We start from the raw sequence: 22,683 nt of genomic DNA on the forward strand, positions 1-22,683 counted from the left end.
GCCACGGCGGCGCCCACCCCCGCCGCGAACGCGGCCGGCCCCGCGCCGCGCGACGGCGCTGATGCGCCGGCTGGCGGTTTTCCGGTGACGCTCGACAGCGCGCTCGGCAAGGCGGTCATCACCACCCCGCCCCGGCGCGTCGTCACCCTGGGCCTGGGCGCCGACGACCTGGCGCTGGCGCTGGGCGTGGTGCCGGTGGGCGTGGGCCGCGCCGACTGGGGCGGCGACGCCGACCATTACTGGCCCTGGGTGCGCGCCGCCATCGAGGCCACCGGCCAGCCCCTGCCCGAGCGCATCACGGTGTACCCCGAACTGGATATCGAAAAGATCATCGCCTTGCGCCCGGACGTGGTGCTGGCGCCGTTCTCCGGCGTCACGCCCGAGGCTTACGCGCAACTGTCGCGGCTGGTGCCGGTGGTGGCCTATCCCGGCCAGCCGTTCCTGACCCCGGTGGACACGCAGATCGACCTGATCGCCACGGCGCTCGGCAGGCGCGAGGCCGCCGGGCCGCTCAAGGCGCGCATCCACGACGCGCTGGCGCAGGCCGCGCGCCGCTACCCCGAACTGGCCGGCAAGACCTTCGCCTATGTGCGCGCCGACCTGGGCTCGGGCAACTTCGCTGCCTACGTCGCCGGCGATCCGCGCGTCGATACGCTCACGGCCATGGGCCTGACCCTGGCGCCGTCGGTGCGCGGCCTGCATGCCAGCGCCGGGCACTTCGCCCACTACCTGGGCTTCGAACACGCCGATGCGCTCGGCGACGCCGACATCCTGGTGTCCTGGTTCTACACCCCGGAAGAGCGCGACCGCGCCGCGGCCTTGCCCCTGTATGCCTCGATTGCCGCGGTACGGCGCGGCGCCTACGTGGCGCTGAGCGACCCGGCGCTGGTCATGGCCTCGTCCTCCGGCACGCCGCTGGCGGTGGCCTGGATGCTGGACCGGCTGGCACCGCAACTGGCGCGGGCCGCGCGTCATGCGCAGGCCGGCGGAGCCGCGCCCTGATGCCGCCGCGACAGCCCCGCGCGGCGCGCGTCGATAGCCCGCCCTCCCACAGCCCACGCCTGCGCGCGCCACTGCTGCTGGGCGCCTGTATGCTGTTGGCCGCCGCCGCGCTGGCAAGCCTGTGGCTCGGCTCGCGCGGCCTGTCGGCGGCCACGGTCTGGCGCGCGCTGCTGCAGCCCGACGACAGCCATGCGGCGCTGGTGGTGGCCTCGCGCATTCCGCGCACCCTGCTGGCCGTGCTGACCGGCGCGGCCCTGGCGGTTGCCGGCGCGCTGATCCAGGCGCTGACCCGCAATCCGCTGGCCGAGCCGGGCCTGCTCGGGGTGAATGCCGGCGCGGCCGCGTCCATCGTGACCGCCGCGCTGGTCCTGGGCGGCCTGCCGGCGCATCCGTTCTGGGCCGCGCTGCCCGGCGCGCTGGGCGCCGCGGCGGCCGTGTACCTGATCGGGGCCGGCGGCCGCGGACTGCAACCGGTGCGGCTGATCCTGGCCGGCGCCGCCGTCAACGCGGTGCTGTTCGCCTATGTGCAGGCGGTGGCGCTGCTGCGCGACGACATCTTTGATGCCTACCGCTTCTGGGCCGTGGGATCGCTGGCGGGCCAATCGCTCGACGCGGCATGGCGCGCCGCGCCCTACATCGGTTTTGGCCTGCTGCTGGCCGCCGCGCTGGCGCGGCCGCTCAACCTGCTGGCGCTGGGCCACGTGCTGGCGCAGGCGCTCGGGCTGCGGGCCGGCCTGTGCCGCCTGCTGGGCCTGCTGTGCGTGGCGATGCTGGCCGCGGCCGCCACCGCCGCCGCCGGCCCCATCGCCTTCGTCGGCCTGGCGGTGCCGCACATGGCCCGGCGCGTGGCCGGACCGGACCTGCGCTGGCTGCTGGCCTACTGCGCGGTGCTGGGTCCGCTGCTGATGCTGATCGCGGACATCCTGGCGCGGCTGCTGCGCGCGCCCGCCGAACTGCTGACGGGCGTGGTCGTGGCGTTCATCGGCGCGCCCTTCCTGTTGGCGGCCCTGCGCAGCCGGCCGCGGAGCCTGGCATGACCCGCGCAACGCCGCGCCTGATCGCGCAACCAACGCGCCTGCTGCGCGCCGGCAACTGGCTCGCCTGGCCCGTCGCGCCGCGCGCGCCGGCCTATGCTGTGCTGCTGCTGGCGCTGGCCGGCGCCGTGCTCGCCACGACGCTGCGGGCCGGCGATCCCGGGCTGTCCTGGAGCGCGTTGTGGCAAGCGCTGCAAGGCGCCGGCGGCGCCATGGAGCAATGGCTGGTGCATACCGTACGCCTGCCGCGCGCCCTCTCGGCGTTGGGCGCGGGCGCCGCGCTGGGCCTGTCCGGCGCGCTGTTCCAGAGCCTCACCCGCAACCCCCTGGGCAGTCCCGACGTCATCGGCCTGACGGCCGGCGCGTCCGCGGGCGCGGTGGCCGTGGCCATGGTCTGGCCCGGGCTGATGCCGGTGGCCTGGGGCGCGGCGGCGGGCGCGCTGCTGGCCACGGCCGGCGTCTGGTTCGGCTCCGGCGCCGGCTTCGCCGCGCCCCAGCGCATGGTCATCGCCGGCATCGCCGTGGGCGCGATCGCCTTCGCCTTCGTGCAATACGGCCTGTCCAACCTGCGGCGCGAACAGGCCTACCTGGCCGCGGCCTGGCTCAATGGCAGCCTGGCCGGCAAGACCTGGACCGACGTCGCCCTGATCGGGGCGGCCGGCGCCCTGTTGCTGCCGCTCGGGCTGGCGCTGTGCGCCCGCCTGCGGCTGCTGGAGATGGGCGACGATCTGGCCCAGGCCCTCGGCGCCACGCCATCGCGCAGCCGGCTGGCCGCCACCCTGGTGGCGGTGCTGGCGGCCGCGGCGGCGGTCACGGTGGCCGGCCCGGTGGCCTTCGTCGCGCTGGCGGCGCCGCAGATCGCGCGGCGCTGCGTGCCGGCCAGCGGGCCGCAACCCCTGCTGGCGGCCCTGACCGGCGCGGTGCTGCTGGCCGGCGCCGACCTGTTGACCCGCCTGGCCGGCCCCAACGGCCTGCCCGTGGGTGTCCTGACCGCCGGCATCGGCGGTGTCTATCTCGCATTTCTGCTGGTGCTCGAATGGCGCAAGACCTCCACCTGAACGATCCGGCCGACGCGCCGTCGGCGCTGCAACTGCGGCAGGTCAGCCTGTCCTACGGCGACACGGCCGTGCTGCGCGACCTGTCGCTGGCGGTCGCGCCGGGCGCGTTCACGGCGGTGGTCGGCCCCAACGGCTGCGGCAAGTCCACGCTGCTGCGCGTGCTCGGCGGCGCGCTGGCGCCCAGCCAGGGCCAGGCGCTGCTGGACGGCGCCGACCTGGCCAGCCTGCGGCGCAAGGCGGTGGCGCGGCGCCTGGCCTATCTGCCGCAGAACCCGCTGGCCCCGGAAATGATCACGGTGCGCGACCTGGTGGCGCGCGGCCGCTATCCGCACCAGACCCTGTTGCGGCAGTGGTCGCCCGCCGACGCCCGGGCGGTCGACGCGGCGCTGGCCGATACCGACCTGGCGGACCTGGCCGATCATCCCGTGCACACGCTGTCCGGCGGCCAGCGCCAACGCGCCTGGCTGGCGCTGGTGCTGGCGCAGGACGCCGGCATCATGTTGCTGGACGAGCCCACCACGTTTCTGGACATCCGCCACCAGATCGACCTGTTGGAGCTGTGCGCCCGCCTGCACCGCGCCGGCCGCACGCTGGTGGTGGTGCTGCATGACCTGAACCTGGCGTTCCGCTATGCCGACCGGGTCGTCATGATGCGGTCCGGCCGCATCGCCGCGCAGGGCGAGGTGCGCCAGGTGGTGACGGAGGACGCCATGCGGCAGGTGTTCGATCTGGAATGCCGGGTGCTGCCGGATCCGGAGACCGGCAGCCCCATGGTCGTGCCCCGGCGCGGCGGCCAGGGCTGAGACCGGCGCGCTGGCGGCGCCAGGACGGCGGCAAGCCGCCCGGCGCCGATACCGCCCTTACAGCATGTGCGCCAGGAACTCGCGGCTGCGCGGATGCCGGGGCGCGCGGAAGAAGTCGGCGGAAGGCGCCTCTTCGACGATGCGGCCCTCGTCCATGAAGATGACGCGGTGCGCCACTTCGCGGGCGAAGCCCATTTCGTGGGTCACGACCAGCATGGTCATGTGCTCGTCGGCCAACTGGCGCATGGTGCGCAGCACTTCGCCGGTCAGCTCGGGGTCGAGCGCCGAGGTCGGCTCGTCGAACAGCATGATGTCGGGTTCCATCGCCAGCGCGCGGGCGATGGCCACGCGCTGCTTCTGGCCGCCGGACAGGCGCGTGGGATAGTTGTCGCGCTTGTTCAGCAGGCCGACCTTGCGCAGCAATTCCTCGGCCTTGGGCACGATGGCGGCGCGCGGCATGCCCTTGACGATCATGGGCGCTTCGATGATGTTCTGCAGCACCGTCATGTGCGGGAACAGGTTGAACGACTGGAACACCATGCCCATCTTGCGGCAGATGCGGCGCACGTCGCCGTCGCTGGCGTAGCGGCTCTGCCCGCCCGGCACCGCCGTGGCCAGGGCTTCGCCCTCGATCTCGATGGTGCCGTCGTCGATGGTTTCCAGGTGGTTCAGGCAGCGCAGGAAGGTGCTCTTGCCCGAGCCCGACGGCCCGATCACCGCCACCACCTCGCCCTTGCCCAGTTCCAGCGAGACCTGGTCCAGCACCCGGTTGGCGCCGAACGACTTGACGATGCCTCGCGCCGAGATCATGGCGCCGCGACCGCCGGCGGACGGATTACTGGTCGTATTTGGCATAGCGCTTTTCCATACGCTGGAAGAACCACGTCAACACCAGCGTCATGATGAGATAGAAGGCGGCCGCGACCAGGAACGGCGTGGTCGTGAAGTCGCGCTGCACGATGCCGCGCGCGGTGCGCAGGATGTCGTTGAGCGCCAGCACGTAGATCAGGGAGGTGTCCTTGACCAGCGTGATGGTCTCGTTGCTCATGGGCGGCAGCACCCGCTGCACCATCTGCGGCAGCACGATGCGGCGCAGCGTCTGCAGGTAGGTCATGCCCAGCACCTTGCTGCCCTCGTACTGGCCGCGGTCCACCGACTGGATGCCGGCGCGGAAGATCTCGGCGAAATAGGCCGCGTAGTTCAGCGCGAACGCCACCACCGCCGCCGGGAAGTCGGGCAGGCGCACCCCCACCACCGGCACGAACGGCAACGCGAAGTAGATGAACAGCATCTGCAGCATCAGCGGCGTGCCGCGCATCAGCCAGATGTAGCCGTTGACCAGCTGGCTGACGAAGCCCCACTTGGAGATCCGCAGCAGCGCCAGCACCAGGCCCAGCGGCACGGCCAGCGCCAGCGTGATGAAGAACAGCGTCAAGGTCACTTTCGCGCCTTGCGCCAGGGGTCCCAGGAGGGAGAGTACGTAGTCCATGCGGATGGGTGGGCGCCTTGCCGGCGGGAGAAATCAGGAGCGGGATGGGCGGCGCGGGCAATCGCCGGACTGAAAAACGCCCGGACCGCGGCGCGGTCCGGGCGTTTCCCTGAAGCTTACTTGACGATGTTGGCGCCGAACCACTGGGTGGCGATGCGGCCGGCGGTGCCGTCCTGCTTCATCGAGTCCAGGGTCTTGTCGAGCTTGGCCAGCAGCTCGGTGTCGTCCTTGCGCACGCCGACGCCGTAGTCTTCGGTGCCGAAGTTGTCGTCCAGCACGCGGTATTCACCGGCGCGCTTGCTGATCAGGTAGCGGCCCACCACTTCGTCGACCACGATGGCGTCCAGGCGGCCGGCGGCCAGGTCCATCAGCGCGGTGACGTTGTCGCCGAACTTCTTGACTTCCTTGATGCTGCCGGCGACCGGGTCCTTGGCGATGGCGTCGGTGGCGCTGCTGCCGTCCTGGGCGCCGACCACCTTGCCGGCCAGATCGGCCTTGGCCTTCACCGGCGAGGCATTGCCGACGATGATGATCTGGTGGTTGGCCATGTAGGGGGCCGTGAAGCTGATGTTCTTCTTGCGTTCTTCGGTGATGGTCAGGCCGTTCCAGAGCACGTCGACGCGCTTGCCGTTCAGCTCGGCTTCCTTGGCGCTCCAGTCGATCGGCTTGAATTCGACTTCCAGGCCCAGGCGCTTGCTGGCTTCCTTGGCCATGTCGACGTCGAAACCGACGATCTGGTTGTTGGCGTCGCGGAAACCCATGGGCGGGAAGTTGTCGTCCAAACCGACGACGACCTTGCGGGCGGCGGCCGGGGCCTGCGCGCTGGCGGCCGGCGCGTTGTCGGACGGGCCGCAGGCGGTCAGCATCGTGGTGGCGGACACGAGAAGAACAGCAGTCAGTTTTTTCATATTTATCGAGGGCGCGAGGCGCAGGAATGAAGAAGGCCGGAGGGCTCGACGAAAGCCGCGAGCCGGTTATTTTAGCGTCCCTGGAAATATGTGTTTCATCGTGGCCATATATAGGGCCAAGCGATAGCGCCGGACAAGATCCTGCCAGGGGACGGGTTGCCCGCCCCCAACGGCGTCAACGCCCAGGCCGCCGCCTGCCGGCACATTCGCCAACCGGGACAGGCCGCGAGGCCCTAGCCGGCCCGCGCCGCCATGCCCCCGCGCAGGCCGGCCGCGCAGTCGAGCGCATCGTCCCACAACTGGCGGGTCAGCGCCTCGGCGTCGGTCTCGCGCGCCAGCGCGGCGGCCTCGCCCGACCACAGCAGCGAAAAATCCCCGCTGCCGGTCTTTTCCACCGCCGCCCGCAGCGGATCGACCGCCCCGGTCGCCAGCGGAAACGCCGGCGCCGCCGTGCGCATCGGCCCCTGTTCGCGCATGAAGCGCGTCAGCAGCCCGCGCGCCGGGCGGCCGGTGTACAGATTGGTCAGGCGCGTGGCATCGTCGCGCGCGGCCAGCACCGCCTGGCGATGGATGGCCGAACGGCCGGCCTGCGGCGTCAGCAGATAGGCGGTGCCCAGTTGCGCGGCCGCCGCGCCCAGCGCGAAGGCCGCGGCGATGCCACGCCCGTCGGCGATGCCGCCGGCCGCGATCACCGGCACGCCCACCGCGTCCACTACCTGCGGCAGCAAGGCGTACAGGCCCGGCTGCGCGCCGATGTCATCGGTCAGGAACATGCCGCGATGGCCGCCCGCCTCCACGCCCTGGGCGATGATGGCGTCCACACCGCGGGCGTCGAGCCAGCGCGCCTCCTCGACGGTGGTGGCGGAGGACAGCACCATGGCGCCGGCGCGCCGCACCCGCTCCAGCAGCGCGTCGTCCGGCAGGCCGAAATGAAAGCTCACCACCGCCGGGCGCGATTCCTCGACCACCTGGCACATGGCTTCGTCGAATGGCGCGCGGCCCGGGCCGCTGCCGGCGGCCGACAGGTCCAGCCCGGCCTCGCGGTAGTACGGCGCCAGCGTCTCGCGCCAGCGGGCCTGGGCCGCCTCGTCGGGCGCGGGCGGAGTGTGGCTGAAGAAATTCAGGTTGAACGGCGCATCGGTCTGCGCGCGGATCGCGGCGATCTGCTCGCGTAATGCGTCCGCGCCGAGCGCCGCGCAGGCCAGCGAGCCGAGGGCCCCGGCGCGGCATGCGGCGATGGTCAACGGGCTGAAAGAGCCGACCATCGGCGCTTGGATCAGGGGCAACAGCGAAGGCAGCGATTTCATCGAGGGCACACGACGGCGAGGAAGGATGTCCAAGCATATCGCAACGGCGTGCTAGGCTTGGAGCTTGTCCCTACTCGCATCACGCCATGGAATTTCGCAGCAACGGCCGCCCCGGCGCGGCCGCGCGCCGGGAGCGCGCCGCATGAGCCCCGCCCTCCGTCTTGGCCCCCTGGTGTTTCCGATCGAGCTCGCGCTGCTGGCGGCCGCCGTCGCCGTCGGCCTGCTCGCCAACCGCCTGCTGGCCGGCGCGCGCGCCGAGGACGCCAGCCGCGTCTTGTGGCGCTGCCTGCTGCTGGGCCTGCTGGCGGCGCGGCTGGCCTTCGTCTGGCAATACCGCGATCACTTCCTGCAGGCCCCGCTCAGGATTCTCGACCTGCGCGACGGCGGCTGGGCCGGTTCCGCCGGACTGGCCGCGGCGCTGGCCTACGGCGCCTACGCCGTGCTGCGCCAACTCGCTCCACGCCGCGCCGTGTTGGTCGCGATGGCGCTGGGCACGGCGGTCTGGCTCGGCGGCGGCCGCCTGCTGGCGCCATCGGCGCAGCCCCAGCCACAGCTGGCGGCCCTGTCGCTGCACCAGCTGGATGGCGCGCCCGCCTCCCTGGCCGCCTTTCACGGCAAGCCGATGGTTGTGAACCTGTGGGCCAGCTGGTGCCCGCCGTGCCGCCGCGAGATGCCGGCCTTCGAGCAGGCGCAGGCGGCCAACCCCGACATCCATTTCGTCTTTCTGAACCAGGGTGAAGCGGCGGCCACCGTCCGCCAATACCTGGATGAGCACGCGCCATCGCTTGCCAACGCCTTGCTCGATCCCGCCGGCGACGCCTCGCGCCAGATGAGCAACCGCGGTCTGCCCGCGACCCTGTTCCTCGATGCCGAAGGCCGGCTGATGGACGTGCGCGTCGGCGAACTGTCGACCGCCGCGCTGGCGCAACGGCTGCAATCGATCCGCGCGGTCGACGGGCAGCGCTGATCGGCGCGCTCACGCCAAGGCCGATTCCGGGCTGTCAGCCCTCGCCCGGCACCGCGTCGCCTTGGGACAACGCTTGCGCCCAGGGCAGCGCCGCTCCGTGCGCCGTCCTTGTCGACAAGCGCAGCCCCTGCCCCACCCCTTGCGGCATATCCGCCAGGCGCACCACCAGCAGCGGCCCGCGCGGCAGCGCATTGACGGTGGCGAAGACGCCGTCGGCGTCGCCGCCCTTGCCCGGCACCCGGGTCCACGCCAGCAGTTCAGCTTGCTCCACCGCCACCTCGCGCGCCCGCTCGTGTCCGCACGCCGGGCACCACAGCCGCGCCGGGTAGACCCGGTGCCCGCACTGTGCGCATTCCATCACGCTGAAACTCATGCGTCCTCCCGGGCCAACACCGCCGCGTTGGCGCACATGCCGTAGCGCAGCTGCACCATGCCGTAGCCGGTCGCCACGCCGTGGCGCGCGCCCGCCACCTGCCGCGCGCCGGCGCGGCCCAGCAATTGGCGCGCCACTTCCGCCAGGCCATGCATGCCGCCGGCCGTGCCGGCCTGTCCCGCCGACAACTGGCCGCCCGCCGTATTGACCGGCAACTCGCGCGTGGCGATGCGGCGCGCAATGAACCCCGGCAGGTCGTCCGCCGGCGCCAGGCCCAGGTCGCACAACTGCGCCACGGCCATGGCCGGGTAATCGTCGTACACGCCGACCACGTCCATGTCTTGCGGCCCGAGGCCAGCCTCGGCCCACAGCACGGGCGCGAACCCGGCGATGCCGGTCACCAGCCCGTCGCCTTCCTGCTGATCGGCGTTGTAGCGCGCGCCGCTGGCTCGCAGCGCGACGTGCACGCCTTGCGGCCGCGCCTGCAGCACCAGCGCGCAGGCGCCGCTGACCACCGGCACGCAATCGAGCCGGCCCAGCGGCTCGGCCACCATCGGCGCCTCCAGGTACTGCGCCAGCGTCAGCGGCTGGCGATAGGCAGCGTTGGGATTGCCCGCCGCCCAGGCGCGCTGCGCCACGCACAGCGCGCCATAATCCTCGCGCCGCAGGCCGGTTTGCGCCATCTGGCGCTGCGTCAGCATGGCGAACAGCGGGTTCGGCCCGGCGCAGCCCAGCGGGCTCAGGTAATCCTGCGCGCTGCGGTTATAGCGCCCCACCAGCGCGGCAAAGTCGGCGCCGCTGAAATGGTCTCCCGCCACCAGCACGATGGTGCGCGCCTGCCCGGCCCGCAGCGCCAGCCAGGCGTGGCGCAGCATATTGATGGCGCTGGCGCCGCCCATCTCGTCCTGCATGCACCAGTCCAGCGTCAGCCCGAGCCGCCACGCCATGTCGATGGCGCGGTCGGGGCGCAGCGTGAACGAGGCCAGCCCCAGGCCGTCGACGTCCGCCGGCCGCAACCCGGCGTCGTCCAGCGCCAGCCGCACCGCCCGCGCGATCAGCGTGGCCGTGTCGCAGCCAGGCTCGGGATGGCGCAGCGCGGGCGTCTCGCCCACGCCGACGATGCCGGGACCGGCGCTCATGCCGATTCCTGGCGCGGCGGTTCGCGCGTCAGCAGCAAGGTGATGACCGTAATGGCGGCCATCCCCACCAGGAACCACGCCACCGGCGTGGCCGATTCATACTTGCGCAGCAGCGCCATGGCGATCAGCGGCGACAGGCCGCCGGCGAACACCGAGGCCAGCTCGTGGCCCAGCGCCAGGCCGGTGTAGCGCACCTCGGCCGGGAACAGCTCGGCGAAGTACGCCGGCTGGGTGCCGATCATGGCCGCGTGACAGACCGTATTGCCCAGGAAGAACGCCAGGAAGATCCACACCGGCTCCTTGGTCTGCACCAGCCAGAAGAACGGAAACGCCGCCAGCATCAACCCGGCCGAGCCGATCAGGTAGACGGCGCGCCGGCCGATGCGGTCCGACAGGTGGCCGAACCACACCAGCGTGCCCAGCTCGATGAACATGGACGCCAGCACCCCGCCCAGCATCACGTCATTGGGAATGCCCAGGAACTTGCCGTAGGCCAGCGCGAACGCCAGGAAGATGTACGAGCCGCCGTTCTCCGCCACGCGCAGCCCCATGGCCGTGAACACCTGGCGCGGATAGCGGCGGAACACTTCCACCGCCGGCATGCCGCGCTTGGCGGTCTTCTTGGCCTGCACGAATTCGTCGCTTTCCGGGATGTGCTTGCGGATGTACAGGCCGATGCCGAAGATCAGCACGCTCAGGAGGAACGGCAGGCGCCAGCCCCAGCTCATGAAGGCCTCCTGCGGCAGTTGCTGCGCCAGCATGAAAACGCCGGAAGACAACACAAAGCCCCCCGCCACGCCCAACTGGCTGAACGACGAAAAGTAGCCGCGTCGCTTGCCGCCCACCGCCTCGCTGATGAGCAGCACGCCGCCGCCCCATTCGCCGCCGGCGGCCGCGCCTTGCAGCACGCGCAGCACCACCATCGCCACCGGCGCCCAGATGCCGATCTGCTCATAGGTGGGCAACAGCCCGATCAGGAAGGTGGCCGCGCCCATGATGCCCAGCGTCCATTCCAGCGCCAGCTTGCGGCCGTAGCGGTCGCCGATGTGGCCGAACACCACGCCGCCTAGCGGCCGCGCCAGAAAGCCCACCGCAAAGCCGGCGAAGGCGCCCATGGTGCCCAGCAGCGGATCGGTGCCCTTGGGAAAGAACAGTTCGCCGAACACCAGCGCCGCCGCCGTGCCGTAGATGAAAAAGTCGTACCACTCCATCGCGTTGCCGGCGACGGACGCCATCACCACCCGCCGCGTGCGCTTCCTGCGGGCCTGCTCGTCGGCGCTCTGCGCCGCGCCCTGGTATGCCATCGTCATGCTCTTGCCCCTTGTTTTATCTATGGACGGGATTCAGCGCGCCACGCGGTAGCCGGCGGCGTCGCGATCCCAGGTGTCACCCGTCACGCCCTCATCGCGCAACCGGAACTTGCGGACCTTGCCGTTCTCGGTGCGCGGCAGGTCATCCAGCATGCGCAGGTAGCGCGGCACGGCGAAATACGGCATGCGCGGCTGACAGAAGTCCAGCAGGGCCTCGGGCGTGAGCGCGCAGCCCGGCTTGCAGACCAGCGCCGCCATGACCTCGTCCTCGGCCAGCTCCGAGCGCACGGCGTAGACCGCCGCCACCGCCACCGACGGATGCGCCAGCAGCACCTGCTCGACCTCGTACGACGAGATGTTCTCGCCGCGCCGGCGGATCGCGTCCTTCATGCGGTCCAGGAAGCGGAAGTAGCCATCGGCGTCGCGCACCACGCGGTCGCCGGTGTGGAACCACAGGTTGCGCCAGGCCTCGACCGTCTTGTCGGCCATGCCGAAGTAGCCAGTGGCGATGGCGAACGGCGGCCGCGCCCGCAGCAGCAGTTCGCCGGCCTGGCCGTCCGGCAGCGGCGCGTCGTGCTCGTCCGCGACGATGGCGTCGAACTCGGGCGCGACCCGGCCCATGGCGCCCGGCCGCTGCTCGGCCAGCGTGCCGCCCAGCGCGAAATTGGTCTCGGTGGAGCCGTAGCCTTCCAGCAGCGCGATGCCGGTGCGCTCGGTGAAGACGGCATGGAAGCGTTCGGGCACGCCCGGCGCCAGCGCGATGCGGGTGCGGTGGCCGCGTTCGGCCGCCGACGTTTCACGCGCCAGCAACATCGGCACCATCGCGCCCAGCAGATAGGTGACGGTGGCGCCCGTGGCCGCCAGCCGCTCGAAATAGCGGCTGACCGAAAAGCGCTCGTCGCAGACGATCGAGGCGCCGGTCGCCAGCGCCTGGAAACAGGCGTTCAGCGCGTTGGTATGGAACAGCGGCAGGCTGGTGTAGAGCACGTCGTCGGCGCCGATCTCCAGGTTGCGGGCCGCGATGACGCCCCACCAGTGGAACTGCGCATGCGGGCAGCACACGCCCTTGGACAGACCCGAGGTGCCGGAGGTGTAGAGGATCGCCAGGGTATCGCCCGGGCCGAGGTCGGCTTCGGGTGCGAGCGCGTCCGGCAAGGCCGGCAGCGCGGTGGCCGGCGCCGGCAGGCCGGGCGTGATCGCGGCCGGGTCGTTCGCGCCATCGTCCAGCAGCCAGATCTGGCGCAGGGCCAGGCCGGCGGCGTCAAGGCCGGCCAGTGCCGGACAGGATGCCCGGTCGGCCACCAGCAGCACGCAGCCGCTGTTGGCCAGGATGTGCTGCAGCTGCATGCCGCGCGACGCGGTGTTGATCGGCACCGCCACCGCGCCCAGCCAGCCGCAGCCCAGCACCAGCGACATGAACTCGATGCGGTTGCCGGCCATCAGGCCGACGCGGTCGCCACGGCCCACGCCGGCCTGGGCCAGCAGCGCCGCCCAGCGGGCCGCGTGCTCGGGCGCCTCGGCGTAACGCAGCGCGCCGCCCGGCGCCTGGATCCACGGCCGCGTTCCCTGGCGTGCCGCCTGGTCGCGCAACAGCGACGGCAAAGTCAATGCATGCATGACGTGCTCTTCCCCTTGTTGTCGGCGGCCGCACGGTCACTGCCGCGGCTCGTGAAAATTAGTCTAGGAATCAACTATTTATGTGTCAAATTTATGGGTATTATTCATTGCATAAACCAGACTGATAACAAGGGCAGGCGTGGACTTCGACTTGAATCTCATGCGGGTTTTCCTGACTGTGCTGCACGAACGCAGCGTCACCCGCGCGGCCCAGCGGCTGCAATTGACGCAGCCCGCCGTGAGCTATGCGCTGGCAAGGCTGCGCGAGAAATTCGACGATCCGCTGTTCGTGCGCACGCCCGCCGGCATGCGGCCCACGCCGGTGGCCTTCGCGCTGGCCGACCCGATCGAGCGCGGCATGAACAGCTTTGCTGAAGCCGTCAGCCTGCGGCAGCATTTCGATCCCGCCAGCAGCGCGCGGCGCTTCCGCCTGTCGATGTCGGACATCGGCGAAATGGTTTTCCTGCCCAGCCTGATGGAGCGCGTGCACGCGCTGGCGCCGCGCCTGCGGGTCGAGGTGGTCGAGGTGCCACTGGAACAACTGCCGCAGGCGCTCAAGGACGGCGAGATCGACCTGGCGATCGGCAACCTGGCCGGCCTGGGCCGCCACACCCGCCACGCCGACCTGTTCAGCGAGCGCTACGCCTGCATGGGCCGGCGCGGCCATCCGGTGCTGTCGGCGGGATTGACGCGCGGCCAGTTCAAGCGCCTGGACCACATCCTGGTGGCGTCGCGCGCCAGCGCGCACCGCCTGCTCGACGATGTGCTCGGCGAGGCCGGGCTGCACCGCCAGCCCTACCTGACGCTGCCGCATTTCTCGGCCGCCGCCGAGATCGTGCGGCGCACCGACCTGACCGTCACCCTGCCGCACCGCGCGGCGGTCTGGTTCAACCGCGACAACGCTTTCGAGATCCGGCCTCTGCCGCTGACGCTGCCGCCGCTGAGCGTCACCGTGCACTGGCACGCGCGCTTCGAGAGCGATCCCGGCACGCGCTGGCTGCGCACGCTGGTGGTGGAAGCGCTGGCGGATCCCGCCGACGGCGAAAAAACGCCGCTGGCGCCACCCACATGACCGTCATACGCAACAGTCTTACCCATGAATTGCGGTTTATCTGACCGGATGGCGCAACTAGACTGCCGTCATTCCCTCTTTTTCCAGGAAACCGCCATGTCCACCCTGCCCTCCCTGCGCCGCCTGCTGCCCCGCCTGGCACTCGTGCTGTCCATGCCCGGCCTGGCCGCCGCCGGCGAACTGACGATCACCCCTTACAACCCTGGCAACGACGCCATCTTCCAGGTCTCGTCCGTCCTGGTCAGCGGCGAACGCGAGGCGATCCTGATCGATGCCCAGTTCGGCAAGTCACAAGCCGAACAACTGGTGGCGCTGGTGCGCGCCAGCGGCAAGACGCTCACCACCATCTACATCAGCCATGGCGACCCGGATTTCTATTTCGGGCTCGACACCCTTCTGGAAGCCTTCCCCCAGGCCAAGGTCGTGGCCACCGCCCCCACCGTGCGCCACATCCGCGACACCGTGGACGCCAAGCTGGCGTTCTGGGGCCCCAAGCTGGGCGCCGACGCGCCGCGCAAGGCGGTCATTCCGCAAGTGTTGCAAGGCGACACCCTGACCCTGGAAGGCGAAACCTTGCGGATCACCGGCCTGGACGGTCCGCAGCCCGATCGCAGCTTCGTCTGGATCCCCTCGCGCAAGGCGGTGGTGGGCGGCGTGGTGGTGTTCGGCAACCTGCATGTGTGGACCGCCGACACGCAGACGCCGCAATCGCGCGCCGACTGGCTCGCAACCCTGGCCCGTATCGACAGCCTCAAACCCACGACCGTGGTGCCGGGCCATTACGCTCCCGGCGCCCCGCTGACGCTGGAATCGGTGCATTACACCCAGGGTTACCTGCGCGCCTTCGAGGCCGAAGCCGCCCAGGCCAGGGACAGCGCCGCGCTGATCCAGGCGATGCGCGCGCGCTACCCGCAAGCCGGGGCCGCTGCCTCGCTGGAGATCAGCGCCAAGGTGGCCAAGGGCGAAATGAAATGGTGAGCGGGTGAAGGAATGAGGCGGCGGCCGGGTCAGCGCCGGGCCAGCGGCGGGCGTAGCGCCAGGTGCCGCAGGTGCCAGATCTGCGACAGCGTGCCGCCCCAGAACATGCCGTCCACCAATCCGGACACGCCGCCGAAGGCCGCCGAGAAGGCGGCGTCGGCGGCCAGGCCATGGTCCCGCGCCAGCATCGCCATCAGCACGAACTTGGACACGAAGGCCAGCACCAGCAGCACCAGGGTAATGGGCGAGCCCGGCCGCTCGATCATCCGCGTTTCGGGATGGTAGGCCGCGCGGCCGACGCGCGACCACAGGTTCCAGCCGATCACGCCGCCGGCCGCGACACCCGCGAAGAACGCTTCATAAGCCGCTCGCAGGTCCGTGACCTCGCCATGGATCGACACCAGCGCCCACACCAGGAACAGCACCGGCAGCAGGAAGGTGCGCGTCACCGACACCTGCCGCGGACGCAGCGCGCGGATGCCGCGATACAGCAGGAACGCGAACAACGCCCATACCCAGAGCGGCGTGCGCCGCAGGATTTCGAAGCTCATGAGTGTCCCCCCCGGGGACCGGACCGACGACGGTATCGGCGCTCAAGTTGAGCAGAAAACCCCTGACAAACCGCTTGCGGCCGCCCCGCCAACCCGGCGGCCGCGAGCTTCAGGCTTCGGCCAGCGCCAGCGCCTCCAGCATCAGGTCCAGATTCTGCACCGCCGCGCCCGAAGCGCCCTTGCCCAGGTTGTCGAACACCGCGGTCAGCAGCACCTGGCCATGCTGTTCGTTGCCATGCAGCGCCAGCCGCAGGTCGTTGGTGCCGTTGAGCGCCTGAGGATCCAGATGCGTCTGCGCCGCCGCGTCCTGCGGCGCCAACACCTGTACATGGCGACTGCCGGCGTAATGCCGCGCCAGGCATTGCTGCAACTGCGCGATCGTGACGCCGGCCGGCAACAGGCGCAGTTGCAGCGGCACCGTCAGCACGATGCCCTGGCGGAATGCGCCATACGACGGCACGAACACCGGCCGCTGCGACAACCCGGCGTGGCGCTCGATTTCCGGCGTGTGCTTGTGCGCCAGCCCCAGCCCGTAGACCTGAAATGCCAATCCGCCGCTGGCGCCCGGGCCCTCATAGGCGTCGACGCTGGCGCGTCCCCCGCCCGAATAGCCAGACACGGCATGCACCGTCAGCGGGTAATCGGCCGGCACCAGGCCCGCCCGCACCAGCGGCCGCAACAAGGCGATCGCGCCGGTGGGATAGCAGCCGGGGTTGGTGACGCGCTTGGCCTGGGCAATGCGCTGCGCCTGCCCCGCCTCCATTTCCGGGAAGCCGTACACCCAGCCGGCGGTGGTGCGGTGCGCCGAGCTGGCGTCGATCACCCGGACCTGCGGATTGACGATGGACGCCACTGCCTGGCGCGCCGGCTCGTCGGGCAGGCAAAGAATCGCGATGTCACTGGCGTTGATGGCGTCGGCGCGGCGCCGGGGATCCTTGCGGTCGGCTTCGGCCAGCGTCAACAGGCGCAGGTCGGCGCGGCCGCGCAGGCGTTCGTGGATCTGCAGACCGGTGGTGCCCTGGTCGCCGTCGATGAATACGAGAGGTTGCGTCATGTGCGTGGCCTTGCGGAATGGCCGGCCCGGCGCCGGCGGAATGAAGAAGTCGGGATGCCATCATTGCGCAACCCACTCAATAGGAAAAGTCGAATATCATGACGTTCAGATTCAGACTTTCTGAACAAAACCGCCATGCGTGAAATCAATCTCGACCGCCTGCGCACCCTGGTCGCCATCGCCGACCTGGGGTCGTTCGCCGAGGCGGCCCGCGCGCTGCACCTGGCGCCGCCCACCGTCAGCCTGCACATCACCGACCTGGAAGCGCGCATCGGCGCGCCGTTGCTGACGCGCAAACGCGGCCAGGTGCGTCCCACGCCCATCGGCGAGACGCTGCTCGAACGCGCGCGCCGCCTGCTGGCCGAAGCCGACCAGGCGCTCGACGACGTGCAGCGGCAGGTGCAGGGGCTGGGCGGCCGGGTGCGGCTGGGGGCCTCCACCGGCGCCATCGCCCACCTGTTGCCCCAGGCGCTGGAAACCCTGGGGCGCGAGCATCCGGGCATTGACGTGCAGGTGGCGGTGCTGACCTCGCAGGAAACCCTGCAGCAGCTGCGCGACGGCGCGCTCGACGTCGGCCTGGTGGCGCTGCCGCAGCCTGCGGTGGCGGGGCTGGTGCTGCGGCCATGGCGGCGCGACCCCATCATGGCGTTCCTGCCCGCCAGCTGGAATGCCCCCGCGCGCATCGCCCCGGCCTGGCTCGGCGATCGGCCGCTGATCCTGAACGACGCCAGCACCCGGCTGTCGCGCCAGACCGGCGAATGGTTCGCCGGCGCCGGCCTCAACCCGCGCCCACGCATCCAGCTGAACTACAACGATGCCATCAAGAGCCTGGTGGCGGCCGGCTACGGCGCCACGCTGCTGCCGCACGAAGCCACGGCGCCGCAACCCGATCCACGCATCGTGATGCGGCCGTTGCGGCCGGCGCTCTGGCGGCCGTTGGGCATCGCGCATCGCGACGGCCAGGTCGAACGCGCCACCCAGCACGTGCTGGATGCGCTGTGGCGGTTGCGCGCGGCCGGCGAACGCGGATTAGAATCGTCCGCGTGAAATCCTCCCCCCGCCCCACCCTGCCCACGGCCACTGACTACGAACTGCTGGCGGACTTCCGCTATGCGCTGCGCAAGTTCGCGGCCTTCAGCGAAAACGCCGCCGCCGGCGTCGACCTGATGCCGCAGCAGCACCAGGCACTGCTGGCCATCAAAGGCAGCCGCCCCGCCGCGCCCGGACGTCGCGGCCTGTACGTGGGCGAGATCGCCGAACGCCTGCTGGTGCGCCCCCATACCGCCGCGGAACTGGTCACTCGGCTGGAACGGCTCGATCTCGTCAGCCGCGAGTCCGATGCCGAAGACGGCCGCCGCGTCGAAGTGGTGCTGACGGACAAGGCCGAACGCCTTCTCGCCAGCCTGTCGGCCTCGCACTTGGAAGAGTTGCGCGCCATGCGCCCGCTGCTGACGCGCCTGCTGGCCCGCATCGGCGGCGAATCCGCCGAGCGCTGATCGCCCCGCGCCCCGTCGGCGCGCGGGCGCGCACGCCGCGTGATAAATTATCGCCCCCCGATATATCTGCAACGGAGAAGACCTTGGGAGTGGCAATCAGGCGCTGGCTGGGTGCGTTCGCGCCGGCGCCGGTCGGCGTCAACACGCGCGAAAAACTCTATGGCGCGATCGGCGCGCTGCTCGGGCTGTTTTGCACCGAATGGGTCGGCCACCACGCGCTGGGCAACGCCAATCCGTGGTTCATCGCGCCCATGGGGGCCTGCGCCGTGCTGCTGTTCGCCGCGCCCGCCAGCCCGCTGGCCCAGCCCTGGCCGATCATGGCCGGCAACATCGTCTCGGCCTTGATCGGCGTGTTCTGCGCCCAAGCGATCGGCGATCCCGGCGTAGCGGCGGCGGCCGCGGCGGCGCTGGCCATCGCCGCCATGTTCTCGCTGCGCTGCCTGCACCCGCCCAGCGGCGCCGTGGCGCTCACCGCGGTGCTGGGCGGCCCCCAGGTGGCGGCGCTGGGCTATGGCTTCGCGCTCTGGCCCGTGGCGCTGAATTCCGCCATCCTGCTCTGCATCGCCGTGGTCTTCAACGGCCTGCTCAAGCGCAACTATCCGCGCCGCCACGCCGAACCGGCCGCCAGCCACCAGACCCGCGACCCGGCGCCCAGCGCCCGCCTCGGCTTCTCGCGCGCCGATCTCGACCAGGCCCTGGCGCAACGCGGCGAGCTGCTCGACATCAGCAAGGAAGACCTCGAGGAGATCGTGCTGGCGGCCGAGCTGCGCGCCAGCCGCCGCCGTTTCGGCGACGTGCGCTGCGCCGACATCATGTCGCGCGACGTGGTCTCGGTGCGGCAACAGGACCCGCTGGACTACGCCGTGCGCCTGTTCGACAAGCACCGCCTGCAATGGCTGCCCGTGCTCGATTCCGCCGGCCGCTACGCCGGCATGCTGGCGCAGGGCGACGTGCTGGCGCGCAAGAGCCGGCCGGCCCCGGCCGCCGCCGGCGGCGCGCCCGCCGATCTGCTGGTGGCCGATTGCATGCGCTCGGAGGTGCCGTTCGCCCATCCCGACCTGCCGGCGATCGAACTGGCGCGCCCCATGTCCGACCGCCTGCACTGCGTGCCGGTGCTGGGCGATGACCGCGTGCTGGTCGGCCTGGTGACCCAATCCGACCTGGTCGCCGCGCTGCATCAGATGGCATTGTCGGCCGCCGCCCCGTCCGCCCCCGCCGCCTCCGACGCCGGCCGTCGCGCCGCTTGAGGCGGCGCCGCCTCCGTAGCCCTACGGATTCCGGGCCGGACGGCGCGCAGGGCATAATTCCAACGTGAATCCCCCCTTGCGCCACCGCGCTTTCCTCTACTGGCTGGTCCTGTTCTGCCTCGGCGCCCTCTGGATCGGCCGCCAGCACTACGTCGACCAGTACGACCGCTTTTTCCAGGACACCAGCGTGGCGCAGCGCATGCTGAGCCAAAAAACCGTGCAGCACGAAGCGGTGCTGGCGACGCTGGCCGCGCTGTCGCATCCTCCCGCGCCGGAACGGCTGTTTCCCAGCCTGCGCCCGGCCATGCCGCAACTGCAGGCGCTCGGCTATCTGGCGGACGGCGCCTGGTCCGGCAGCAGCGCGGAGCCGCCCGGCCTGCGCGCCGCCGTGGCCCAGGCCGGGGGCCTGGGCCGCGCTGTCACGCTGCCGCTGGACGCCGGCCGCTACTGGCTGGTGTCGCCGTCGAGCTGGAGCCTGCTGGTGGACGCGCGCGACCTGCTCGCCGCCGCCGACTTTCCCGCCGGCCTGTCCAACGTCAGCCTGGCCATCGGCGCACAGCCGCTGCCGCTGCTGCAACGCCAGCCCGATCCCGCGCCGTTCGGCTGGCCGCTGGCGCTGGACAAGCCGCTGGGCGCGACCAGCCAGCCCTTCCTGCTGCACAGCCGCCGCACGCTCACGCCGGCCACCTGGCCCTGGCTGCCCTGGCTGCTGTGGGCCCTGACCAGCGCGCTGCTGGTGGCGGGCGTGACGGCCACCCGGCGCTCGCGCGCCGAAGCCCGGCGCCAGCAGGAACAGGCGCGCCTGGCGGCGATGGCGCGGCTCGGCACGCTCGGCGAAATGGCGGCCGGCATCGCCCACGAACTGAACCAGCCGCTGACCGCGATCCTGGCGCAGACGCGCGCCGCGCAACGCCTGCTGGACGACGACGAAGAACGCCCCACGGTGCGTCGCGCGCTGCTGGCCAGCGCAGAGCAGGCCAAGCGCGCCGCCGACATCATCAGCCGCATGCGCGCACTGGTGCAGCCCAGCGCCCCCGGCCGGCGCGAAGCGCTGGACCCGGACGCGCTGGTGGCCTCGCTGCGCTTCCTGCGCGAACCCGAGCTGGCGCGCCAGGGCATCCAGTTGGGCTGGCACAACGCCAGCCCGCAGGCCCGGCCGCTGGGCGACCGCGTGGCCCTGGAACAGATCCTGCACAACCTGGTGCAGAACGCCGCCGACGCGCTGGCCGACACCGCCGGCCCGCGCCAGATCACCCTCGAAGGCCGCGCCGAGGGCGCCACCTATGTGTTCAGCGTCAGCGACAACGGCCCCGGCATCGCCGCCGACGCCATGCCCCGGCTGTTCACGCCGTTCCACACCACCCGCGCCCAGGGCATGGGCCTGGGCCTCGCCCTCTGCGAGACGCTGGCGGGCGCGATGGACGGCCGCCTGGCCGCGCGCAACCTGCAACCCTCGGGCGCCTGCTTCACCCTGGTCCTGCCCCTGGCCGGAGAAACCGCATGAACGCGCCCGATCAATCCCCGCTGGTCTACCTGGTCGACGACGACGATGCGGTGCGCGACGCGCTGGCGCTGCTGCTGCGCACCGTCGGCCTGCGCAGCGAGGGCCATGCCGATCCCCAGCAGTTCCTGGCGCAACTGTCGCCGCAAGCCATCGGCTGCGTGGTGCTCGACATCCGCATGCCCGGCATCAGCGGGCTCGACGTGCTGGCGCGCCTGGCCGAGGCCTCCGACCTGCCGGTGGTGATGCTGACCGGCCACGCCAACGTCGACCTGTGCCGCCGCGCCTTCAAGGGCGGCGCCATGGAGTTCCTGCAGAAGCCGGTGGACGACGACATCTTCCTGGACGCGGTGCAGTCCGCCGTGCGCGGCCACATCGCCCGCCGCGAGCGGCTGGCCGTGACCCAGGCCGCCGCCGACCGCCTCGCGCGCCTGTCCACGCGCGAGCACGAGGTGCTGGAACGCATCGTGCAGGGCATGAGCAACAAAGAAATCGCGCGTGAATTCGACCTGTCGCCGCGCACCGTCGAAACCTACCGCGCCAATCTGTTCGCCAAGCTCGAGGCCGATTCGCTGGCGCAGTTGATCCGCCAGTACGCCACGCTGCTGGAGTGACGCCGGCGCCACCGCGAGCCCCGTTACGCGCGCCGCCTCCGTAGCGCTACGGAGGCGCGTGGGTAATCGGGCGTATACCGCGCCACGCGCCTTTTGGCCACACTGACTGCTCCCGATCCCCACACGAAAAAAGGACGCAGACCATGACCCGCCACCCGCTCGCCGCCCTGGTTGCCACGCTCGCCGTCAGCGGCGCCGCCCACGCCGCCGTGCTCACCGAAAGCAATATCTCGACCGCCGACGCCCAGAAGCTGGCCAGCGCCGCCGTCGCCGCCTGCCAGGCCAAGGGCTACAACGTCAGCGCCTCGGTGGTCGACCGCGCCGGCCTGCTCAAGGCCTTCGTGCGCGCCGACAACGCCGGCCCCCACACCATCGAGGCCAGCCGCGCCAAGGCCTTCACCTCGGCCTCCGCCAAGGCGCCGACGCTGGCCATCATGGAGAACGCGCAGAAGAACCCCGGCGCCGCCAACCTGACCGACATCCCCGGCTACCTGCTGCTGGGCGGCGGCGTGCCGATCAAGGCCGGCAACAACGTCATCGGCGCCATCGGCGTGGCCGGCGCGCCCGGCGGCAACCTGGACGCGCAGTGCGCGGATGCGGTGCTGGAAGAGAACGCGGCGTTGTTCAAGTAAGGCGGGAGCGAAACTGGCCTCTGACTGCCGCCGAATTGCAGACATTCGGGGGGCAGTTTCGCGTTTCGTCGCAAAGCGGTGATGCCATGCGCAAGGAGTGCCACCTCACATAGGTAGCGGGCAGGCATCGAGACGGCGACTTGATGAGGGTTCGTCCGCTTTAGCCGAATTGGCGCTTTCGTCACCCTGACCATCGCTATACGGTATTGGGCATTGTCCCGCTAGTCCTGCGGGCTTCTGAAGCATGCGGACGCAATGACTAAACGAAATCGAGGATGGGTTTTCGCCGCGGCATTGACGGTGGCTTGCGTCTTGCCATTGTGGTGGTCTTTTCTCACCTCACCGCCCCCGACTACCGAAGTGAAGGCGAGGGCCGCGGCCGAGGTGGCGACGCCCACCACGCAGACGCGCTTCTCGCCTCCCAATGGCGGCCGTGAAATCCGTTCGCTGAGCATTCATCCGAATGACAACGACTGGTTGTTCGTCGAGTGCGTTGAGCGGATTCATCAGCGTTGTGACGTAATGCGCTAT

The 22,683-nt window shown here is 71.0% G+C and carries 23 protein-coding genes and 1 pseudogene; 14 read left to right on the forward strand and 10 right to left on the reverse strand.

Annotated elements, in window-relative coordinates; all coding sequences use genetic code 11:
- The 4 genes from HV742_RS30770 to HV742_RS30785 all read left to right on the forward strand — a co-directional run.
- Positions 1-1,002: ABC transporter substrate-binding protein (locus HV742_RS30770; protein WP_175147173.1), on the forward strand; the 1,002-nt coding region annotated here is incomplete at its 5' end.
- Positions 1,002-2,039: a FecCD family ABC transporter permease gene (locus HV742_RS30775; protein WP_254601311.1), complete on the forward strand. Its 1,038-nt coding sequence runs from the start codon at positions 1,002-1,004 to the stop codon at positions 2,037-2,039. The genes HV742_RS30770 and HV742_RS30775, both read left to right, overlap by 1 nt.
- Positions 2,036-3,094, forward strand: coding sequence for a FecCD family ABC transporter permease (locus HV742_RS30780; protein WP_175147174.1), 1,059 nt, complete (start codon positions 2,036-2,038; stop codon positions 3,092-3,094). The genes HV742_RS30775 and HV742_RS30780 overlap by 4 nt, the downstream gene beginning before the upstream one ends.
- Entirely contained in the window at positions 3,073-3,897 is an 825-nt protein-coding gene (locus HV742_RS30785; RefSeq protein ID WP_175147175.1) for an ABC transporter ATP-binding protein, read from the forward strand. Before HV742_RS30780 ends, HV742_RS30785 begins: the two co-directional genes overlap by 22 nt.
- Before the next feature lie 57 nt (positions 3,898-3,954).
- Here HV742_RS30785 and HV742_RS30790 read toward each other — a convergent pair whose 3' ends face one another.
- The 4 genes from HV742_RS30790 to HV742_RS30805 all read right to left on the reverse strand — a co-directional run bounded on the left by HV742_RS30790 (position 3,955) and on the right by HV742_RS30805 (position 7,601).
- The gene (locus tag HV742_RS30790) at positions 3,955-4,707 is read right to left on the reverse strand and encodes an amino acid ABC transporter ATP-binding protein (protein ID WP_006395142.1); all 753 of its coding nucleotides are present in this window, start codon (positions 4,705-4,707) and stop codon (positions 3,955-3,957) included.
- A gap of 25 nt (positions 4,708-4,732) precedes the next feature.
- Positions 4,733-5,386 (reverse strand): amino acid ABC transporter permease, encoded by a 654-nt coding sequence (locus HV742_RS30795; RefSeq protein WP_006384524.1) that lies wholly within the window; start codon positions 5,384-5,386, stop codon positions 4,733-4,735.
- Positions 5,387-5,502: 116 nt separating this feature from the next.
- The gene (locus tag HV742_RS30800; protein ID WP_049073911.1) at positions 5,503-6,294 is read right to left on the reverse strand and encodes an amino acid ABC transporter substrate-binding protein; all 792 of its coding nucleotides are present in this window, start codon (positions 6,292-6,294) and stop codon (positions 5,503-5,505) included.
- A 233-nt stretch (positions 6,295-6,527) separates the two neighbouring features.
- On the reverse strand, positions 6,528-7,601 hold the full coding sequence (locus HV742_RS30805; protein WP_175147176.1) for an NAD(P)H-dependent flavin oxidoreductase: 1,074 nt from the start codon (positions 7,599-7,601) through the stop codon (positions 6,528-6,530).
- Positions 7,602-7,743: 142 nt separating this feature from the next.
- On the opposite strand from HV742_RS30805, the gene HV742_RS30810 reads away from it, so the two are divergent.
- Positions 7,744-8,568: a TlpA family protein disulfide reductase gene (locus HV742_RS30810; RefSeq protein ID WP_175147177.1), complete on the forward strand. Its 825-nt coding sequence runs from the start codon at positions 7,744-7,746 to the stop codon at positions 8,566-8,568.
- 34 nt (positions 8,569-8,602) lie between these two features.
- Here HV742_RS30810 and HV742_RS30815 read toward each other — a convergent pair whose 3' ends face one another.
- Genes HV742_RS30815 through HV742_RS30830 form a run of 4 tightly spaced genes read right to left on the reverse strand, consistent with a single transcriptional unit; the run spans position 8,603 to position 13,007 of the window.
- Complete coding sequence (locus HV742_RS30815) at positions 8,603-8,941, reverse strand: zinc ribbon domain-containing protein (RefSeq protein ID WP_049073918.1); 339 nt, start codon at positions 8,939-8,941, stop codon at positions 8,603-8,605.
- Positions 8,938-10,080: a thiolase family protein gene (locus HV742_RS30820; protein ID WP_049073919.1), complete on the reverse strand. Its 1,143-nt coding sequence runs from the start codon at positions 10,078-10,080 to the stop codon at positions 8,938-8,940. The genes HV742_RS30815 and HV742_RS30820 overlap by 4 nt, the downstream gene beginning before the upstream one ends.
- Complete coding sequence (locus tag HV742_RS30825) at positions 10,077-11,390, reverse strand: MFS transporter (protein WP_049073922.1); 1,314 nt, start codon at positions 11,388-11,390, stop codon at positions 10,077-10,079. Before HV742_RS30825 ends, HV742_RS30820 begins: the two co-directional genes overlap by 4 nt.
- 33 nt (positions 11,391-11,423) lie before the next feature.
- On the reverse strand, positions 11,424-13,007 hold the full coding sequence (locus HV742_RS30830; RefSeq protein WP_144657439.1) for an ATP-dependent acyl-CoA ligase: 1,584 nt from the start codon (positions 13,005-13,007) through the stop codon (positions 11,424-11,426).
- Between the two features lie 160 nt (positions 13,008-13,167).
- Here HV742_RS30830 and HV742_RS30835 point away from each other — a divergent pair, with 160 nt between their 5' ends.
- Both HV742_RS30835 and HV742_RS30840 read left to right on the forward strand, forming a co-directional pair.
- Complete coding sequence (locus HV742_RS30835; protein ID WP_054416977.1) at positions 13,168-14,079, forward strand: LysR family transcriptional regulator; 912 nt, start codon at positions 13,168-13,170, stop codon at positions 14,077-14,079.
- Positions 14,080-14,175: 96 nt separating this feature from the next.
- A complete protein-coding gene (locus tag HV742_RS30840; protein WP_049073927.1) occupies positions 14,176-15,057 on the forward strand; it encodes an MBL fold metallo-hydrolase in 882 nt (293 codons plus the stop codon).
- 29 nt (positions 15,058-15,086) lie between these two features.
- Here HV742_RS30840 and HV742_RS30845 read toward each other — a convergent pair whose 3' ends face one another.
- Complete coding sequence (locus tag HV742_RS30845; RefSeq protein WP_049073929.1) at positions 15,087-15,608, reverse strand: DUF6622 family protein; 522 nt, start codon at positions 15,606-15,608, stop codon at positions 15,087-15,089.
- A gap of 109 nt (positions 15,609-15,717) precedes the next feature.
- Positions 15,718-16,662, reverse strand: a complete 945-nt coding sequence (gene argC / locus HV742_RS30850; RefSeq protein WP_175147178.1) for an N-acetyl-gamma-glutamyl-phosphate reductase — start codon at positions 16,660-16,662, stop codon at positions 15,718-15,720.
- A 135-nt stretch (positions 16,663-16,797) separates the two neighbouring features.
- On the opposite strand from argC, the gene HV742_RS30855 reads away from it, so the two are divergent.
- The 7 genes and pseudogenes from HV742_RS30855 to HV742_RS32170 form a co-directional block, all read left to right on the forward strand.
- Entirely contained in the window at positions 16,798-17,709 is a 912-nt protein-coding gene (locus HV742_RS30855; RefSeq protein ID WP_049073932.1) for a LysR family transcriptional regulator, read from the forward strand.
- Positions 17,706-18,158, forward strand: coding sequence for a MarR family winged helix-turn-helix transcriptional regulator (locus tag HV742_RS30860; protein WP_049073934.1), 453 nt, complete (start codon positions 17,706-17,708; stop codon positions 18,156-18,158). Before HV742_RS30855 ends, HV742_RS30860 begins: the two co-directional genes overlap by 4 nt.
- 83 nt (positions 18,159-18,241) lie before the next feature.
- A complete protein-coding gene (locus HV742_RS30865; protein WP_437340609.1) occupies positions 18,242-19,405 on the forward strand; it encodes an HPP family protein in 1,164 nt (387 codons plus the stop codon).
- A 64-nt stretch (positions 19,406-19,469) separates the two neighbouring features.
- Positions 19,470-20,909 carry a sensor histidine kinase gene (locus HV742_RS30870; protein ID WP_175147179.1) on the forward strand — a complete coding sequence of 480 codons (1,440 nt, stop codon included), beginning with the start codon at positions 19,470-19,472 and terminating at the stop codon, positions 20,907-20,909.
- Positions 20,906-21,520: a response regulator transcription factor gene (locus tag HV742_RS30875; RefSeq protein WP_175147180.1), complete on the forward strand. Its 615-nt coding sequence runs from the start codon at positions 20,906-20,908 to the stop codon at positions 21,518-21,520. Before HV742_RS30870 ends, HV742_RS30875 begins: the two co-directional genes overlap by 4 nt.
- Positions 21,521-21,663: 143 nt before the next feature.
- Positions 21,664-22,152: a GlcG/HbpS family heme-binding protein gene (locus HV742_RS30880; RefSeq protein WP_049073940.1), complete on the forward strand. Its 489-nt coding sequence runs from the start codon at positions 21,664-21,666 to the stop codon at positions 22,150-22,152.
- A 255-nt stretch (positions 22,153-22,407) separates the two neighbouring features.
- Positions 22,408-22,683, forward strand: a pseudogene (locus tag HV742_RS32170) (hypothetical protein); the annotation flags it as partial.

The sequence above is a fragment of the Achromobacter ruhlandii genome (genome assembly GCF_902859695.1).
Classification (GTDB): Bacteria; Pseudomonadota; Gammaproteobacteria; order Burkholderiales; family Burkholderiaceae_B; genus Achromobacter; species Achromobacter ruhlandii.